The sequence below is a fragment of the Serratia sp. BNK-12 genome (assembly GCF_047456085.1).
Taxonomy (GTDB): domain Bacteria; phylum Pseudomonadota; class Gammaproteobacteria; order Enterobacterales; family Enterobacteriaceae; genus Serratia; species Serratia liquefaciens.
Map to the genome: position 1 here is coordinate 4739230 of NZ_CP179896.1, position 18275 is coordinate 4757504.

Annotated in this window: 17 protein-coding genes and 2 tRNA genes; 4 read left to right on the plus strand and 15 right to left on the minus strand. The window is 54.3% G+C overall.

All coding sequences use genetic code 11. The annotated features are described in order from the left end of the window. Positions 1-55: 55 nt before the first annotated feature. The 10 genes from infB to rlmE all read right to left on the minus strand — a co-directional run bounded on the left by infB (position 56) and on the right by rlmE (position 10745). Positions 56-2743 (minus strand): translation initiation factor IF-2, encoded by a 2688-nt coding sequence (gene infB, locus ACMGG1_RS22095; protein ID WP_020824953.1) that lies wholly within the window; start codon positions 2741-2743, stop codon positions 56-58. Between the two features lie 24 nt (positions 2744-2767). Beyond that, the gene (gene nusA / locus ACMGG1_RS22100; RefSeq protein WP_004952855.1) at positions 2768-4276 is read right to left on the minus strand and encodes a transcription termination factor NusA; all 1509 of its coding nucleotides are present in this window, start codon (positions 4274-4276) and stop codon (positions 2768-2770) included. Between the two features lie 21 nt (positions 4277-4297). Beyond that, positions 4298-4750, minus strand: a complete 453-nt coding sequence (gene rimP, locus ACMGG1_RS22105; RefSeq protein ID WP_071827073.1) for a ribosome maturation factor RimP — start codon at positions 4748-4750, stop codon at positions 4298-4300. Between the two features lie 217 nt (positions 4751-4967). Continuing rightward, positions 4968-5044 (minus strand) — tRNA-Met (locus ACMGG1_RS22110). Between the two features lie 60 nt (positions 5045-5104). After that, positions 5105-5191: transfer RNA gene (locus ACMGG1_RS22115), tRNA-Leu, on the minus strand. Positions 5192-5268: 77 nt separating this feature from the next. Continuing rightward, complete coding sequence (gene secG / locus ACMGG1_RS22120; protein WP_020824951.1) at positions 5269-5604, minus strand: preprotein translocase subunit SecG; 336 nt, start codon at positions 5602-5604, stop codon at positions 5269-5271. Positions 5605-5856: 252 nt separating this feature from the next. Next, a complete protein-coding gene (gene glmM / locus ACMGG1_RS22125) occupies positions 5857-7194 on the minus strand; it encodes a phosphoglucosamine mutase (RefSeq protein ID WP_020824950.1) in 1338 nt (445 codons plus the stop codon). Between the two features lie 7 nt (positions 7195-7201). After that, positions 7202-8035, minus strand: coding sequence for a dihydropteroate synthase (gene folP, locus ACMGG1_RS22130; protein ID WP_020824949.1), 834 nt, complete (start codon positions 8033-8035; stop codon positions 7202-7204). Positions 8036-8127: 92 nt separating this feature from the next. Beyond that, complete coding sequence (gene ftsH / locus ACMGG1_RS22135; RefSeq protein WP_041414147.1) at positions 8128-10059, minus strand: ATP-dependent zinc metalloprotease FtsH; 1932 nt, start codon at positions 10057-10059, stop codon at positions 8128-8130. Between the two features lie 56 nt (positions 10060-10115). After that, entirely contained in the window at positions 10116-10745 is a 630-nt protein-coding gene (gene rlmE / locus ACMGG1_RS22140; RefSeq protein WP_012004940.1) for a 23S rRNA (uridine(2552)-2'-O)-methyltransferase RlmE, read from the minus strand. Positions 10746-10889: 144 nt separating this feature from the next. Here rlmE and yhbY point away from each other — a divergent pair, with 144 nt between their 5' ends. After that, complete coding sequence (yhbY, locus tag ACMGG1_RS22145) at positions 10890-11183, plus strand: ribosome assembly RNA-binding protein YhbY (RefSeq protein WP_004933536.1); 294 nt, start codon at positions 10890-10892, stop codon at positions 11181-11183. A 114-nt stretch (positions 11184-11297) separates the two neighbouring features. Here yhbY and greA read toward each other — a convergent pair whose 3' ends face one another. Then, on the minus strand, positions 11298-11774 hold the full coding sequence (greA, locus tag ACMGG1_RS22150; RefSeq protein ID WP_020824947.1) for a transcription elongation factor GreA: 477 nt from the start codon (positions 11772-11774) through the stop codon (positions 11298-11300). 256 nt (positions 11775-12030) lie between these two features. Between greA and dacB the strand changes: the two genes are divergently transcribed. The 3 genes from dacB to pmrB are packed head-to-tail and all read left to right on the plus strand — an operon-like array spanning position 12031 to position 15196. Beyond that, a complete protein-coding gene (gene dacB / locus ACMGG1_RS22155) occupies positions 12031-13464 on the plus strand; it encodes a serine-type D-Ala-D-Ala carboxypeptidase (RefSeq protein ID WP_414161026.1) in 1434 nt (477 codons plus the stop codon). An 8-nt stretch (positions 13465-13472) separates the two neighbouring features. Beyond that, entirely contained in the window at positions 13473-14135 is a 663-nt protein-coding gene (pmrA, locus tag ACMGG1_RS22160) for a two-component system response regulator PmrA (RefSeq protein ID WP_020824945.1), read from the plus strand. Next, positions 14132-15196, plus strand: a complete 1065-nt coding sequence (pmrB, locus tag ACMGG1_RS22165; protein WP_142816072.1) for a two-component system sensor histidine kinase PmrB — start codon at positions 14132-14134, stop codon at positions 15194-15196. Before pmrA ends, pmrB begins: the two co-directional genes overlap by 4 nt. A 51-nt stretch (positions 15197-15247) precedes the next feature. Here pmrB and cgtA read toward each other — a convergent pair whose 3' ends face one another. The 4 genes from cgtA to rplU all read right to left on the minus strand — a co-directional run bounded on the left by cgtA (position 15248) and on the right by rplU (position 18101). Then, positions 15248-16420, minus strand: coding sequence for an Obg family GTPase CgtA (gene cgtA / locus ACMGG1_RS22170; RefSeq protein WP_020824943.1), 1173 nt, complete (start codon positions 16418-16420; stop codon positions 15248-15250). A gap of 16 nt (positions 16421-16436) precedes the next feature. Further along, positions 16437-17408: a DMT family transporter gene (locus ACMGG1_RS22175; RefSeq protein ID WP_414161027.1), complete on the minus strand. Its 972-nt coding sequence runs from the start codon at positions 17406-17408 to the stop codon at positions 16437-16439. 106 nt (positions 17409-17514) lie between these two features. Next, positions 17515-17772 carry a 50S ribosomal protein L27 gene (rpmA, locus tag ACMGG1_RS22180; protein WP_004933559.1) on the minus strand — a complete coding sequence of 86 codons (258 nt, stop codon included), beginning with the start codon at positions 17770-17772 and terminating at the stop codon, positions 17515-17517. 17 nt (positions 17773-17789) lie between these two features. Next, the gene (rplU, locus tag ACMGG1_RS22185; RefSeq protein WP_004933561.1) at positions 17790-18101 is read right to left on the minus strand and encodes a 50S ribosomal protein L21; all 312 of its coding nucleotides are present in this window, start codon (positions 18099-18101) and stop codon (positions 17790-17792) included. Positions 18102-18275: the final 174 nt, after the last annotated feature.

Genomic DNA, 18275 nt, shown 5'->3' on the forward strand with positions numbered 1-18275 from the left:
GACAAATCGGGGGGCACAAGGCCCCCCAGAAAAGACTTAAGCAGATGTGCTAGCGTTAAGCGATGGTACGTTGGATCTCGATGATTTCGAAGACTTCGATCATGTCGCCGACGCGCACGTCGTTGTAGTTCTTAACGCCGATACCACATTCCATGCCGTTACGGACTTCGTTAACGTCATCTTTGAAGCGGCGCAGGGATTCCAGCTCGCCTTCATAGATAACCACGTTGTCGCGCAGAACGCGGATTGGGTTGTGACGCTTGATGTTACCTTCGGTAACCATACAACCGGCAATAGCACCGAATTTAGGTGATTTGAACACGTCACGCACTTCGGCCAGACCGATGATCTGCTGCTTGTACTCAGGCGCCAACATACCGCTCATCGCCTGCTTCACTTCGTCGATCAGGTTATAGATCACGGAGTAGTAACGCAGATCCAGGCTTTCTGCTTCAATCACGCGGCGCGCAGAAGCATCGGCACGGACGTTGAAGCCCAGGATGATGGCGTTGGAAGCGGCTGCCAGCGTTGCGTCGGTTTCAGTGATACCACCTACGCCAGAACCAACAATCTTCACTTTCACTTCGTCGGTAGAGAGTTTCAACAGTGAATCCATGATGGCTTCACAAGAACCCTGTACGTCGGATTTCAGTACGATGTTCAGCTCAGAAACTTCACCGTCGGTCATGTTCGCAAACATGTTTTCCAGTTTGGATTTCTGCTGACGCGCCAGTTTAACTTCGCGGAACTTGCCTTGACGGTACAGCGCAACTTCACGCGCTTTCTTCTCGTCACGCACAACGGTCGCTTCATCACCGGCGGCAGGAACGCTGGACAGACCCAGGATCTCAACCGGAATAGAAGGACCCGCAGAGGTCACTTCGCGACCCAGCTCGTCACGCATCGCACGCACGCGGCCGTATTCGAAGCCACACAGAACGATATCGCCTTTGTTCAGCGTACCTTCCTGTACCAACACGGTAGCAACCGGACCACGACCTTTATCCAGGAAGGATTCGATAACTACGCCGCTGGCCATGCCGCTGCGTACTGCTTTCAGTTCGAGAACTTCGGACTGCAGCAGGATAGCGTTCAGCAGTTCGTCGATACCGGTACCGGCTTTCGCAGATACGTGAACGAACTGAGCTTCGCCGCCCCACTCTTCCGGCATAACGCCGTACTGGGACAGTTCTTGCTTAACGCGATCCGGATCGGCTTCCGGCTTGTCAATTTTGTTCACTGCAACCACCAACGGTACCTGCGCTGCTTTCGCATGCTGGATAGCTTCGATGGTTTGCGGCATCACGCCGTCGTCGGCAGCAACAACCAGAACAACGATGTCAGTCGCCTGAGCACCACGGGCACGCATTGAAGTAAAGGCTGCGTGGCCTGGGGTATCCAGGAAGGTGATCATGCCGTTGTCGGTTTCTACGTGGTAAGCACCGATATGCTGGGTAATACCGCCGGCCTCGCCTGCTGCCACCTTGGTGGAGCGGATGTAGTCCAGCAAAGAAGTTTTACCGTGGTCGACGTGGCCCATGATGGTCACAACTGGCGCACGTGGCTCAGCCGCTGCACCGGTATCACGGTCGCTCATCAGCGCTTCTTCCAGCTCGTTCTCACGACGCAGGATAACTTTGTGGCCCATCTCTTCGGCAACCAGCTGCGCGGTTTCCTGATCGATGACCTGGTTGATGGTGGCCATTGCGCCCAGCTTCATCATCGCTTTGATGACCTGAGAGCCTTTAACCGCCATTTTGTTAGCCAGTTCGGCTACGGTGATGGTTTCGCCGATAATAACGTCGCGGTTAACCACCTGAGCCGGCTTGTTGAAGCCCTGCTGCAGAGTGCTTGGCTTACGCTTGCCTTTACCGCCACGGGTAACGGCGCGCGCTTCTTCACGGTCTGCTTTAGACTCGGAAAGCTTGTTGCCTTTCTTCTGCTTGGTCGCTTTACCGCCACGGGTGCGGCTGCGGCGTTCGCCTTCAACTTTAGCGTCGTTTTCGTCTTCAGCGGCACGGGCGTGCTGAGAGGTAGTCACGTGGTAATCGGCTGTTTCAACCGCAGCGCTTGCTGCTTCAGCTTCGGCCCACTTCTCACCGTTCTCTTCTGCCATGCGGCGAGCTTCTTCCGCTACGCGTTTGGCGTCTTCTTCGACCTTACGGCGTACTTCCTCTTCCGCTTTACGTTTCAGTTCAGCGGCTTCGGCTTCACGGCGTGCTTTTTCTGCCTGAGCTGGCTTGGTCATTTCGTCGGTATGTTGATTCGTCACTTTTTCTTTTTCCGCTGAATTACGCTTAGCAATCTCCGCGGCCTCACGTTTGGCTTGCTCTTCGGCTGCGCGCTTCGCTTCTGCTTCGCGTTTCGCTAGCTCTTCCGCTTCGCGCTGTGCCTGCTCTTCCGCTTCACGCTGTGCCTGCTCTGCCGCTTCAGCCTGTTGGGCTTCTGGCGTATCGCGATTTACATAAGTGCGTTTCTTGCGGACCTCAATTTGCACCGATTTACTTTTACCGCCGGTGCTCGGAATATTCAAGGTGCTGCGCGTTTTGCGCTGCAACGTGAGCTTACCAGGCGCGCTACCGTGTTCACGGTTCAGGTGCGCCAGTAAGGCTTCTTTCTCATGTTGGGTTACAGAGTCTGTCTCAGACTTGTTAATCCCTGCATCAGCAAACTGCTGTACCAGGCGATCAACTGGAGTCTGAATCTCTGCTGCCAGCGATTTTACGGTTACATCTGTCGTCATGCTGTTCCTTCCTGCTACAGTTTATTACGCGTTGTCGCCAAACCAACAGATATTACGTGCGGCCATAATCAGCTCGCCGGCTTGCTCATCGCTAAGCCCTTCAATATCAGCCAGATCGTCAACACCCTGCTCGGCAAGATCTTCCAGCGTACAAACCCCACGCGCGGCCAGTTTAAAGGCCATGCTGCGCTCAAGACCCGGAAGGTTGAGCAAATCGTCAGCAGGTTTTTGGTCGCCCAGGCTTTCTTCTTGGGCCAGGGCCAGCGTGGTCAATGCAGCTTTGGCGCGATCGCGCAACGCTTCAACCATATCTTCATCCAGACCGTCGATTTCCAGCAGCTCTTTGATTGGCACGTAAGCCAATTCTTCCAGCGTAGAGAAGCCTTCTTCAACCAGTACGGTGGCGAAATCTTCGTCGATATCAAGATACTTGGTGAAGGTATCAATGGCGGCATGAGCTTCGGCCTGGTGCTTGGCCTGCAGATCGTCCGCCGTCATCACGTTCAGTTCCCAACGGTCGTCGTCACGGTGTTGTTTTAACAGCTGGGATGCCAAACGCACGTTTTGGCCATTACGGCCGATCGCCTGTGCCAGATTGCTGGCTTCAACGGCGATATCCATAGTGCAATTATCTTCATCAACCACGATCGAGGCAACGTCTGCCGGCGCCATGGCGTTGATGACGAACTGCGCAGGGTTATCATCCCACAGGATGATGTCGATACGTTCACCGCCGAGCTCGCTCGAAACGGCCTGAACGCGCGCACCGCGCATACCTACGCAAGCGCCGACCGGGTCGATGCGTTTGTCGTTGGTTTTCACTGCAATTTTCGCACGGGAGCCTGGATCGCGGGCTGCCGCTTTAATTTCAATCACTTCTTCGCCGATTTCCGGTACTTCGATGCGGAACAGTTCTTTCAGCATCTCGGCGCTGGAGCGGCTGACGAACAGCTGGGCACCACGGGCTTCGGGACGAACGGCGTACAGGATGCCGCGGATGCGGTCGCCTGGACGGAAGTTTTCGCGCGGCAGCATGTCTTCACGGCCAATTACCGCTTCGGCGTTGCTGCCCAGATCCAGCGCAATGCTGTCACGGTTAACTTTCTTCACTACGCCGGTGACGATTTCACCTTCGTGCTGACGGAAAGCATCAACGACCATAGCGCGCTCGGCTTCACGTACTTTCTGTACGATAACCTGCTTCGCGGTTTGAGTGGTGATACGGTCGAAGGTCACAGATTCAATCTGATCTTCGATGTAACCGCCCAGCTCGATGCCTGGCTCTTCATACTGCGCAGCTTCCAGCGTGATTTCACGCGTTGGCTGAGTCACTTCATCTACGGCGACCCAACGGCGGAAGGTATCGAAATCGCCAGTTTTGCGGTCAATGCTGACGCGAACTTCGATTTCCTGCTCGTATTTTTTCTTGGTGGCGGTGGCTAATGCGGTTTCCAGCGCTTCGAAAATCTTCTCACGCGGAAGGGATTTTTCATTGGAAACAGCTTCAACAACAGCCAGAATCTCTTTATTCATCCTAGTTGCCTCATCCAAACTTTAAAAGTGGGGTACCAGGTTCGCTTTCTGGATATTGCTCAGCGCGAACACTTCATCTTTCCCTTCCACAGTAACCGTGATCATCTCGCCATCGACAGACTTGATAATGCCCTGCCATTTGCGACGGTTCTGTACGGCCATGCGCAGGACCAAGCTGACTTCATCACCGAGGAAACGAGTATAGTGTTCGGCGGTGAACATCGGGCGATCAAGGCCAGGAGAGGAGACTTCCAAGTTGTAAGCGACTGTGATTGGCTCTTCGACGTCCAATACAGCGCTGACCTGGTGGCTGACATCAGCGCAATCGTCAACATTGATGCCGTTTTCACTGTCAATATAGATACGGAGCGTCGATTGGCGCGCACGAATAAATTCGATGCCTACAAGTTCAAAGCCCAACGCTTCTACCGGTGCCGAAAGCATCTCTGTTAATTTTTGCTCTAATGTGGACAAGCCCACCCCCAAGACATAAAAAAAGGGCCTAATAGCCCAGTGATTCTGTTGCCAAATAACAAAAAACCCCGAAAATTCGGGGCTTTATGCAACTGGACCCTGTTTGCCGCTAAGCGGCTTCGGTGCAACTTTCTAACAAGTGTCATTTTCAAATGTTGATCGAGAAAAGCGGAATTCAATCGAAAAGTGTATTTGAAAATAAACACTTAAAGGAAAGTGGTTGCGGGGGCCGGATTTGAACCGACGACCTTCGGGTTATGAGCCCGACGAGCTACCAGGCTGCTCCACCCCGCGTCCGAAAACGTGGCAAATATTACGCCGATAATCGCAAAATTGCAAGTTATCTCTGGGATTTGGTACCGAGGATGGGACTCGAACCCACAAGCCCGTTAGGGCACTACCACCTCAAGGTAGCGTGTCTACCAATTCCACCACCTCGGTACTGATTCTTACTGCTAACGGCCGTTATTTTAATGAGGTAATAACAACCGTTTTCAAACTCTGTTACTGCGTGCTGCTTACTGCGGGATATCGCTGCTCGGCTTGGTTGGTGCTGCCGGCGCGGTAGTCTGCTCAGATTTCACTGGCTGACCCAGGTTTTCCCACTCGCTGCCTTTCTTGCTCTGGTTGGTGCTCAGGTTGCCCAGGATCAGACTGATGACGAAGAACAGCGTCGCCAGCACAGCCGTCATGCGGGTCATGAAGTTACCGGAACCGCTCGAACCGAACAATGTGCCAGAAGCACCTGCTCCGAATGAGGCTCCCATATCAGCGCCTTTACCTTGCTGCAGCATAATCAGAGCAACCAGCCCGATTGAGATCAGCAGGAAAATTACCAGAAGAGCTTCGTACATAGTTGTACCCGTATCCTTGCGGCTTCACCGCGTGCCAAATGCTTCACACCCCAAAGGCTTCTAATTCTATTAAGAAGTCGCAGGCGTTATATCAAACTGCCCACTGAAGCGGGTGTGAATACTAACCAAAGGCGCCAAACCACGCAAGGGCAATTTGCAGCCACCGGCGCGTTTGCGGAAAAAAACGCCAATAAAATTCGCAGGCTGTGATTTCCGAGGGCAGCGGTTGCCCCCGGACCGATCAAAAAAGCGTTAGCCAGCAGATTTCACCGCGTCGGCAATGCGATGTGCCAATGCCGTCACTTGCTGCTCGTCCTCGCCTTCCACCATCACGCGGATCAGCGGCTCGGTACCGGATTTACGTAGCAGCACGCGGCCGCGGCCGGCCAGTTCAGCCTCGACCTGCTCGGTGATTTTACGCACCTCTTCCGATTCCAGCGGGTTGTGTTCGCCGACAAAACGCACGTTGACCAGGATCTGCGGCAGTAATTTCATGCCGCTGCACAGGTCGTGCAGGCTCATGTTGTTGCGGACCATCGCCGTCAGCACCTGCAGACCGGCAACGATGCCGTCACCGGTGGTAGTTTTATCCAGCAGGATTACATGGCCGGAGTTCTCCGCACCAATGCGCCATCCCAGTTCCTGCAGCTTCTCCAGTACATAGCGGTCACCGACTTTGGCGCGAGCGAAGGGAATGCCCAGTTGCTTAAGTGCCAGTTCGAGCCCCATGTTGCTCATCAGCGTGCCTACCGCGCCACCGCGCAGTTGGCCCTGACGCAACCCTTCACGGGCAATGATGTAAAGGATCTGGTCGCCGTCGACCTTGTGGCCAAGGTGATCAACCATCATCACCCGGTCACCGTCACCGTCAAATGCCAGACCGACGTGCGCTTTCTCCTGCAGCACGCGCTCTTGCAGTTGGCGAACGTCTGTTGCACCGCATTTTTCATTGATGTTCATGCCGTCCGGTTCAACGCCGATGGCAATCACCGTGGCACCCAGTTCACGCAGCACGCTCGGCGCAATGTGATAGGTCGCGCCGTTGGCGCAGTCCACCACAATTTTCAGGCCTTTCAGGCTCAGTTCGCTCGGGAAGGTGCCTTTACAGAATTCGATGTAACGGCCGGCGGCATCGATGATCCGGCTCGCTTTACCCAGTTCGGAAGATTCTACGCAGGTCAGCGGTTTTTCCATTTCGGCTTCAATGGCTTCTTCCACATGGTCCGGCAGCTTCGCGCCATCAATGGAGAAGAATTTAATGCCGTTGTCGTAAAAAGGGTTATGAGAAGCCGAGATCACAATACCGGCTTCAGCACGGAAGGTACGCGTCAAATAGGCTACCGCCGGCGTCGGCATTGGCCCCGTGAAGGAAGCAGACAGCCCCGCTGCGGCAAGACCGGCTTCCAAAGCCGACTCAAGCATGTAACCTGAGATACGGGTGTCTTTGCCGATAATAATTTTACGAGAACCGTGGCGTGCCAGCACCTTGCCCGCCGCCCAGCCCAGTTTCAGAACGAAATCAGGGGTAATAGGACTCTCACCGACCTTGCCACGAATGCCGTCGGTACCAAAATATTTGCGCTCGCTCATGTCTCTATCATCCCTTAGCTGAAATGGTTGCCTCGACGACACGCATCGCCTCGACGGTTTCTTTAACGTCATGCACTCTGACAATCTGCGCTCCCTGCATGGCGGCGATAACCGCGCAGGCTACGCTGCCGATAACCCGCTGATCAGGGGGGACATTCAGCAGTTGCCCAATCATCGACTTACGCGACATTCCCACCAAAAGCGGCAGGCCGAAGTGATGAAACTCAGACAATCTGGCCAGAAGCTGATAATTGTGCGCTAAATTCTTACCGAAACCGAACCCGGGGTCGAGCAGCAATTTCTGATTTGTAATACCGGCGGCATTACAGCGTTCGATATGATGCTGAAAAAAGGCGTTCACATCGCCAATAAGATCGTCGTAGTGCGGTGCCTGCTGCATGGTTCGTGGCTCGCCCTGCATGTGCATCAGGCACACTGGCAACCCGCTTTCCGCCGCAGCGGCCAATGCGCCCGGCTCCTGCAATGAGCGAACGTCGTTGATCAGGTGCGCACCGGCCTGAGCCGACTCGCGGATCACCCCCGCTTTCGAAGTATCCACCGAGATAAAAACTTCAAAACGCCGGGCAATGGCTTCAACGACGGGGACTACGCGCGCGATCTCTTCGTCTTCGCTGACCTCAGCCGCTCCCGGTCTGGTCGACTCGCCGCCCACATCAATCATGGTCGCACCGGCCGAAATCAGCGCATGCGCGTGCAGCAAAGCCTGATTGAGCTGGTTGTGCTGGCCGCCGTCAGAAAAAGAATCCGGGGTCACGTTGAGGATCCCCATCACCCGCGGATGGGAAAGATCGAGAGTCATGTCTCGCACGGTTAACTGCATTGCTAATCCACCTTACTGTTGCCTGGTTCACTGCCCGCCGGGCAATAAAAAACCCCGGCATGCCGGGGTTCGATGTTATTACACAGCCAAAGTTACTTGTCTAGCTGTTCAGACATGGTATTGCCTGGGTTTGGTGTGCGCGGTTCATCAACCGGCGTCGGGGCTTTTGGTGTGCCACCGTTGTCGGAATTGCTGCCCTTGCCCACATCGTCCCAACCCGCTGGCGGACGCACGTCTTTACGGTTCATCAGATCGTCAATCTGCGGCGCGTCGATGGTTTCGTACTTCATCAGGGCGTCCTTCATTGAATGCAGGATGTCCATGTTTTCCATCAACAGCGAACGCGCTCGCACATAGTTACGTTCAATCAGGGATTTAACTTCCTGGTCGATAATGCGCGCGGTTTCGTCCGACATGTGCTTCGCCTTGGCCACTGAACGGCCCAGGAACACTTCGCCCTCTTCTTCCGCATACAGCAATGGCCCCAGCTTCTCGGAGAAGCCCCATTGGGTCACCATGTTGCGTGCAATCGAGGTCGCCACTTTAATGTCGTTCGAGGCACCGGTAGAGACTTTTTCCGGTCCGTAAATGATCTCTTCAGCCAGACGACCGCCGTACAGAGTAGAGATTTGGCTTTCCAGCTTCTGACGGCTGGCGCTGATCGCATCCCCTTCCGGCAGGAAGAAGGTCACACCCAACGCACGGCCACGAGGAATAATCGTGACCTTATGCACCGGATCGTGCTCAGGAACCAGGCGACCAATAATGGCGTGGCCAGCTTCGTGATACGCGGTCGACTCTTTCTGCGCTTCGGTCATCACCATGGAGCGACGTTCTGCACCCATCATGATCTTGTCTTTGGCTTTTTCGAACTCCACCATCGACACAACACGTTTGTTTCCACGTGCGGCAAACAGCGCAGCTTCGTTGACCAGGTTGGCCAGGTCAGCACCGGAGAAGCCAGGCGTACCACGAGCCAGTACAGAAGCATCAACATCGGGTGCCAGTGGCACGCGGCGTGAATGCACTTTCAGGATCTGCTCACGGCCACGCACGTCCGGCAAGCCCACCACAACCTGGCGGTCGAAACGGCCTGGACGCAGCAACGCCGGGTCAAGCACGTCTGGACGGTTGGTCGCAGCGATAACGATGATACCTTCGTTGCCTTCAAAGCCGTCCATCTCAACCAGCATCTGGTTCAGCGTCTGCTCACGTTCGTCATGACCGCCGCCCAGGCCGGCACCACGCTGGCGACCGACGGCATCGATTTCATCGATAAAGATGATGCACGGTGCCGCTTTCTTCGCCTGCTCGAACATGTCACGCACACGGGAAGCACCGACACCCACAAACATTTCCACGAAGTCAGAACCGGAAATGGTGAAGAACGGCACTTTCGCCTCACCGGCGATCGCTTTCGCCAGCAGGGTTTTACCTGTCCCCGGCGGGCCAACCATCAGCACGCCTTTCGGGATCTTGCCGCCCAGCTTCTGGAAACGGCTCGGCTCGCGCAGGTATTCCACCAGTTCGCTTACTTCGTCTTTCGCTTCATCACAGCCGGCAACGTCAGCAAAAGTGGTTTTGATCTGGTCTTCCGTCAGCATGCGGGCCTTGCTCTTGCCGAAGGACATCGCGCCCTTGCCGCCGCCGCCCTGCATTTGACGCATGAAGAAGATCCAGACCCCGATCAGCAACAGCATCGGGAACCATGAAATAAAGATAGAAGCCAGCAAACTCGGCTCTTCAGGCGGTTCACCAACCACTTTCACATTCTTGGTCAACAACGTATCCAGCAACTTAGGATCGTTGACAGGGATGTAGGTCGTGTATTTGTTACTGTCTTTCTTGGTAACGTTAATTTCACGTCCATTGATTCGCGCTTCGCGAACCTGATCTTGGGTCAGTTCGGACATGAAGGTAGAGTAATCCACCCTACGGCCATTCGACTCGCTGGGCCCAAAGCTCTGGAATACAGACATCAACACTACCGCGATGACTAACCAGAGAATTAGGTTTTTCGCCATGTCACTCAAGGGATTAACCTCATATTACAACTGTGTTAACAAACAGCGTTAGGGTACTACAGCTTGCGCCCTGTCGCTACAATGTACACTTCGCGCGAACGTGCGCGGGAAGCGTCTGGCTTACGAATCTTAACCTTCGTAAACAGGGAGCGAATTTCCCGTAGGTACTCGTCAAAGCCATCTCCCTGGAACACCTTCACCAGGAAACTTCCGCCTGGTGCGAGGACATCACGACACATTCCCAGTGCTAATTCCACCAGATACATCGATCTTGGAATATCGACGGCCGGAGTGCCACTCATATTCGGGGCCATGTCAGACATGACCACCTGAACCTTACTTTCACCTACACGTTCCAACAGAGCCTTGAGCACCAGTTCATCACGAAAATCGCCCTGAAGGAAATCGACGCCAACGATAGGATCCATTGGCAAAATATCACAGGCGATGATGCGGCCGGAACCGCCAATCTGGGTCACGACATACTGCGACCAACCACCCGGCGCCGCACCTAAATCTACTACGGTCATGCCAGGTTTAAACAGTTTGTCACTCTGCTGTATTTCATCAAGTTTAAACCAGGCGCGCGAACGTAGCCCTTTTTTCTGCGCCTGTTGCACATATTTATCGCTAAAGTGTTCTTGTAACCAGCGACTGGAGCTAGCAGAACGCTTTTTATTAGCCATCTCGTTTTCCAACTATCATAAAAAGAGTCTTAATGTCAGGTTCGCAGCTCATGTAGACTCACACCGATGAAGACCGATTTGGTGATATACATGAGATGGCGGTAGAATGTACCGTTTTCAATCCCAACTTAAGCAAAAAAGACAATGAATCTGAATAATAAACAAAAACAGCACCTGAAAGGCCTGGCGCATCCGTTAAAACCGGTTGTCATGCTGGGTAATAACGGTCTCACCGAAGGGGTGCTGGCTGAAATTGAACAGGCTCTGGAGCATCATGAGCTGATCAAGGTAAAAATCGCTGCTGAAGATCGCGAAACCAAAACCCTGATCGCCGACGCTATCGTGCGCGAAACGGGTGCCTGCAATGTGCAAGTCATCGGTAGTACGCTTATTCTTTACCGCCCGTCTAAAGAGCGCAAGATCAGTCTACCGCGTTAATAAGCATTGGGTTAACGAAAAGGTGCCATGCACCTGATTCAGATAAAAGGCCGCACGCGGCCTTTTTCCTTTCTTTACAAAACCCTGGCGATTTTCTGCACGATTGGAAGGTGATCAGAGATATTCAACCTTCAAGATCTCATAATCGACATCGCCACCCGGGGTTTTTATCACAACCACATCATCTTGTTCTTTGCCGATCAGGCCACGTGCCATAGGCGAATTGACAGAAATCAGATTTTTCTTGAAATCAGCTTCGTCGTCGCCAACGATACGGTAGGTCACTTCTTCTTCGCTATCCAGGTTCAGCACCGATACGGTAGCGCCAAAAATCACGCGGCCATTGTTTGGCATCTTGGTGATATCGATCACCTGCGCGTTCGACAGCTTGGCTTCAATTTCCTGGATACGTCCTTCACAGAATCCCTGCTGCTCACGCGCCGCATGATACTCTGCGTTTTCTTTCAAATCGCCGTGTTCACGGGCGTCAGCGATGTCCGCAATGATTTTCGGACGGCGCACGCCTTTCAAATATTCGAGTTCTTCGCGCAGTTTTTCAGCGCCAAACAAGGTCATCGGAATCTGTTTCATAGTATAAATACCTCTAAATCTTTCCTGTTCAAATAGCCGTCATCCTGACGTGTTCGTATGAAAAAACGGTGGGTACGTGCCCCCCGCCTCCAGGCGATAAACAAAAGAAGCCTGACTCGGAACCCTTGCCCAAGTCAGGATCGATTTTGCATTTTGATACGCATTTTAGCCTAGAGTTCCTTGAGGGTCATCGTTTACTTTTTCCCTGAATGCACCGTAGTATGACGGCACGTTATCCAGCTGTTATCCCGAGATTATGCGTTTTTCACGAATTGTCAGTGCATTGGCTTGCGCATTTGTTCTGAATGCGAATGCGGCCCCGGTTGAAGATTACACACAATATTTGCCTGATGGGGCCAACCTTGCCCTGGTAGTTCAGAAGATCGGCGCTAGCGCTCCGACCATCGATTATCACTCTCAGCAAATGGCGTTGCCGGCCAGTACCCAAAAAGTACTGACCGCTTTAGCTGCCTTGTTGCAGCTCGGCCCAGACTATCGCTTCATCACCACGCTGGAGAGCCAGGGCGACATCAGCGACGGCGTGCTGCGCGGCAACCTGATTGCTCGCTTTGGCGGCGATCCGACCTTTAAGCGCCAGAGCCTGCGCAACATGGTGGCGATCCTGAAAAAACAGGGCGTGCGCCAGATTACCGGCGATGTGCTGGTCGATACCTCGGTATTCGCCAGCCATGACAAAGCCCCCGGCTGGCCGTGGAACGACCTGACGCAGTGTTTCAGCGCACCGCCGGCGGCGGCGATAGTCGACCGCAACTGTTTCTCAGTGTCGCTGTACAGCGCCCCCAATCCGGGCGATATGGCCTTTATTCGCGTGGCCTCCTATTATCCGGTCAATATGTTTAGCCAGGTTCGCACATTGGCGAAAGGGTCTGCGGATGCCCAATACTGCGAGCTGGATGTGGTGCCGGGCGAATTGAACCGCTTTACCCTGACCGGTTGCCTGACCCAACGTAGCGAACCGTTGCCGCTGGCCTTCGCCATTCAGGATGGTGCCAGCTATGCCGGGGCGATCCTGAAAGATGAGCTGACCCAAGCCGGTATCCAGATCAACGGACACCTGAAGCGCCAGACGCAGCCGGGCCTGAAAGGCACGGTGATCGCCCAGACTCAATCAGCGCCGTTGCACGAATTGCTGAAAATTATGCTGAAGAAATCGGACAACATGATTGCCGATACCGTCTTCCGTACCATCGGTCATGAACGTTTTGGCGTTCCGGGTACCTGGCGTGCTGGCGCTGACGCCGTGCGTCAGGTGCTGCGTCAGAAGGCCGGCGTGGATTTGGGCAACAGCATCGTGGTAGACGGCTCAGGCCTTTCACGCCATAACCTGCTGGCTCCGGCGACCATGATGCAGGCGCTGCAATACATTGCGCAGCATGACAGCGAGCTGAACTTTATTTCGATGCTGCCGCTGTCCGGTTACGACGGAACGCTGCGCTACCGTGGCGGGCTGCACGAAGCCGGTGTTGACGGCAAGGTGTCCGCCAAAACCGGTGCGCTACAGGGCGTATATAACCTGGCCGGATTTATTACAACCGCCAGCGGCCAGCGTTTTGCCTTCGTACAATATCTGTCAGGCTATGCCGTACCGCCGGAAGATCAAAAGCAGCGTCGAGCACCACTGGTGCGTTTCGAAAGCCGCCTGTACCGGGATATTTATCAGAATAACTGAGGGTTATGATGAAACTGCTGATTGTGGAAGACGATGAGCTGCTGCAACAAGGGTTGGCACTGGCATTAGCCGGGGAAGGCTATGCCTGTGACTGCGCCGCCACGGCAGCGGAGGCCAATGCTCTGCTCATCACCAGCCAATACAGCATGATTATCCTCGATCTGGGCTTGCCCGACATGGATGGCGCCAGCCTGCTGCGGCAGTGGCGCCGCCAGCAGGTCGATCTGCCGGTGCTGATTTTGACCGCCCGTGACGCACTGGAAGACCGGGTCGACGGGCTGGATGCCGGTGCTGACGATTACCTGGTCAAGCCCTTCGCGTTAGTTGAACTACAGGCGCGCGTGCGCGCCCTGATCCGCCGCTATCAGGGCCACAGCGACAATCTTATTCAGTTGGACGATCTCCAGCTCAATCTCTCCAGCCAGCAGGTTTATGTTCAGCAGCAGCCGGTGGAGGTGACGCCGAAAGAATTCGCCATCCTCTCCCGCCTGATGATGCGCGCCGGTCAAACGGTTAATCGCGAGCTGTTGCAGCAGGATCTTTATACCTGGCAGGATGATTTAGGCTCCAACACGCTGGAAGTGCATATCCATAACCTGCGCCGTAAATTGGGCAAGGACCGCATCCGTACCGTTCGTGGCATTGGCTATCGTCTGGAATCCTCATCATGATCAGCATGCGCCGTCGTCTGTTGTTGATGCTGGCGCTGATCCTGTTGGTCACCCAGTTAATCAGCGCCTTTTGGCTCTGGCATGAAAGCCAGGAGCAAATCAGTTTCCTGGTGGATGAAACCCTGTCGGCCAAGGTGCGTACCGAGCGTGTCGATACGGAAATCGCCGAGGCGATAGCCTCACTGCTCGCCCCTTCGCTGATCATGATGATCGTCACCCTGCTGGCCTCATTCTGGGCTATCAGCTGGATTATTCGCCCGCTCAATCAGCTGCAGCAACGGTTGGAGAAGCGTTCCGCCGATAACCTGACGCCTCTGCCGCTCAGCGGAGACAGCCTCGAAATTATGGCGGTCACCACCACACTCAACCAACTGTTCTCACGGTTGGATAACACCATTCAACAGGAACGACTGTTCACCGCAGATGCCGCACATGAGTTACGTACGCCACTGGCGGGGATACGACTGCACCTGGAGTTAATGGAAAAACAGGGGGTCCCGCAAAGTAAGCCGTTGATCACCCGCATCGATCAACTGATGCATACCGTCGAACAATTGCTGATGCTCGCACGCGCCGGACAAGACTTTGCCAGCGGCCACTATCAGCGTTTCGATTGGGTGAGCGACGTGATCCTGCCGCTACAAGAAGAACTTGAGGAGTTGACCCGCCAGCGCGGACAAAAACTGCAATGGCAGCTCCCGGCAGCGGCCCCGATGCATGGCGATCCGGTCCTGCTTCGCCTGCTGCTGCGTAATCTGGTAGAAAATGCTCACCGCTACAGCCCGGAAGGCAGCAGCATTCAGGTGCAGCTGACACAGCAGAAACCCGGCTATCAGTTGCAGGTGACGGATGAGGGCCCGGGAATCAAAGAACAAATGGAAGGCGAGCTCACACAGGCATTCCGCCGTATGGATCAGCGCTATGGCGGCAGCGGACTGGGACTGAACATTGTCACTCGCATAGTGCAACTGCATCAGGGCCGTCTGACTCTGGAAAATCGTCGCGACACGCACGGGCTGAATGCACAATGCTGGTTACCTGAGAATGTCCTGAACAAATAATGCCGATAAAAAAAGGGCCCAGTTCTTAACTGAGCCCTTTTCTTTGCAAGATTATTTCTGGTAAATGATTTCGACGCCTTCGTCGTCATCTTCGTCCCAGTCATCATCCCAATCGTCTTCCGCTTCAGCTTCCACTTCAGCGATCTGTTCACGGTGGTAATCATCCCACATGAACTCGACTTTCTCCGGTGCGCTTTCTTCGATAGCCATGGCTTTCGGTTGGGTGTTGATGAACTTCATCACGTCCCAGCACAGCGCATTCACGCCTTCGCGATTCACCGCGGAGATCATGTAGTACTTGCCTTCCCAGCCCATGCCTTCTGCAATCGCCTTGGCGCGCTCGGCAGCTTCTTCCTCACCTATCAGGTCAACCTTGTTGAAAACCAGCCAGCGTGGCTTCTGCGCCAGATTTTCGCTGTATTGATTCAACTCGTTGATAATGACTTTGGCGTTTTCTACCGGATCGGATTCATCGATAGGTGCGATATCCACCAGGTGCAGCAGAACGCGGCAACGCTCCAGGTGCTTCAGGAAGCGAATACCCAGGCCGGCACCGTCGGAAGCCCCTTCGATCAAGCCAGGAATGTCGGCAATAACGAAGCTCTGTTCGTGATCCATACGTACCACGCCCAGGCTTGGGACCAGAGTGGTAAATGGATAGTCGGCCACTTTCGGCTTAGCGGCAGACACTGCACGAATGAAGGTGGATTTGCCGGCGTTTGGCAGGCCAAGCATGCCAACATCGGCCAGCAGCAACAGCTCCAGCAAGATGTCACGTGCTTCACCGGCGGTGCCCAGCGTTTTCTGGCGCGGCGCACGGTTAACCGATGATTTAAAACGGGTGTTGCCCAAACCGTGCCAACCGCCCTTCGCCACCATCAGACGTTGTTCATGGCGAGTCATGTCACCGAGGATCTCACCGGTGCCCTGATCCTGCACGCGGGTACCGACCGGTACCTTGATGGTGATATCTTTGCCACGCTTGCCGGTACAGTCACGGCTTTGGCCGTTCTGGCCACGTTCAGCACGGAAAGATTTCTCAAAGCGGTAGTCGATCAGCGTGTTGAGGTTTTCGTCCGCCAACAGATAGACGTCGCCGCCATCGCCGCCGTCACCGCCATCAGGGCCGCCGTTCGGGATATACTTTTCGCGGCGGAAGCTGACGCAACCATTACCACCGTCACCTGCAACGACCAAAATCGCTGCTTCATCTACAAACTTCATTTACCGTCTCCGTAAATCATTCACCGGGCTGCTTCAAAGGAGCAACCAGGCGGGTTTCTGCCCGTCGCGGCCACCAACGGTGACCAATTGCGGAAAACATGGCGCCCGCTACCACGACGAAAGCGCCGACATAACCGACAACATTCAATGTCGGGGCGGCGAATACGTGTGGCCAGGCCAGCGCCAACAAATCTGAAAACAGCAGGGTAAACAGCGGGGTCAGCGTGATTAACGCACTCACCTGCGCCGCCTGCCAGCGCGCCATGGCTTCCGCCAGTGCACCATAGCCAATCAGCGTGTTGGCGCCACAGAACAGCAAACAGGCTAATTGCCAGCCGCTGAGCTGGAAAATCACCTCAGGCTTGGCCAGAGGGAATAGCGCGATCGCACATAAAGTGTACAACATTACCAGAATTTGCGGCGAGGCTAATCGACGTAGCAACACTTTCTGCGCCACGCCATAAGTCACCCAGACCATCGCCGCACACACGCCCAACAGCACCCCCAGGGTGTAATCCGTCAGGCGGGTGAAAATCTCAATCAGGCTGACATTGAAGAACAACAGCAGCCCGCAAATCAGCATCAGTGCGCCAATCACCTGGGTGATGCGCATCCGCTCTTTTAAAACCAGCACGCTGGCAAACATCATACCGACCGGCGACAGCTGGCCGATGACCTGCGATGCGGTCGGGCTAAGGTACTGCAACGAAGAGCTGAAGAAGATAAAATTCCCCAGCAGGCCCGCGCTGGCGATGGCCAAAATCAGCAGCCAGCGTGGTTGACGGAACATGGTCACCGGCGGCAATCTGCCGCGCACGGCCAAAATGATCCCAAGCCCCAGCGCCGCGATGGTAAATCGATACCAAACGACGGTAAACGGCTCCATCACTACCAGCACTTCTTTCATCGCAATCGGCAATGCACCCCAGCAAACTGCCGTAGTTACCGCCAGGAAAATGCCAATTCCGACCTGCTGTTTCGTTTCCATCTTACCTTTTGCCAGCGCTGACGGGCCGATGCACAAGCAGCCCATAAATGTAAAAAGCCCCGCAACGAGTTGCGGGGCTTACATCTATTTCGTAAGGCTCGAAAAATTATTCAGCTTCGATGCTGATGAATTTACGATTGCTCGGGCCTTTAACTTCGAATTTGACTTTACCGTCTTTCAAAGCAAACAGAGTGTGGTCTTTGCCGCAACCCACGTTGGTACCAGCGTGGAATTTAGTGCCGCGCTGACGAACGATGATGCTGCCTGCCAGTACTGCTTCGCCGCCAAAGCGTTTAACGCCCAGACGTTTAGCTTCTGAATCGCGACCGTTACGAGTCGAGCCGCCAGCCTTTTTGTGTGCCATTAATCTGCTCCCCTAACTTAAGCGCTGATGCCGGTGATTTTAACGTCAGTGAACCACTGACGGTGGCCCTGCTGCTTACGATGGTGCTTACGACGACGAAACTTAACAATCTTAATTTTCTCGCCACGACCGTGAGCAACGACTTCAGCTTTGATCTTACCGCCATCGACGAAAGGAACGCCGATTTTGATATCTTCGCCATTAGCAATCATCAGAATCTGGTCAAACTCAACAGCTTCACCAGTTGCGATGTCCAGCTTTTCCAAGCGAACGGTTTGACCTTCGCTTACTCGGTGTTGTTTACCACCACTTTGGAAAACCGCGTACATATAAAACTCCGCTTTCCGCGTGCCCAACTGTTCAGTACAGAGCGCGCTATAAATATTCACAATAGGGCGCGAATTCTACGCAATAATCCAGCATATGACAAGAGCAGAATAAGACCAGAAGTACAAAAAAGAAGAAAAAAAGCACAGTTTCTTTCATGGCGTTTATCTGAGGCG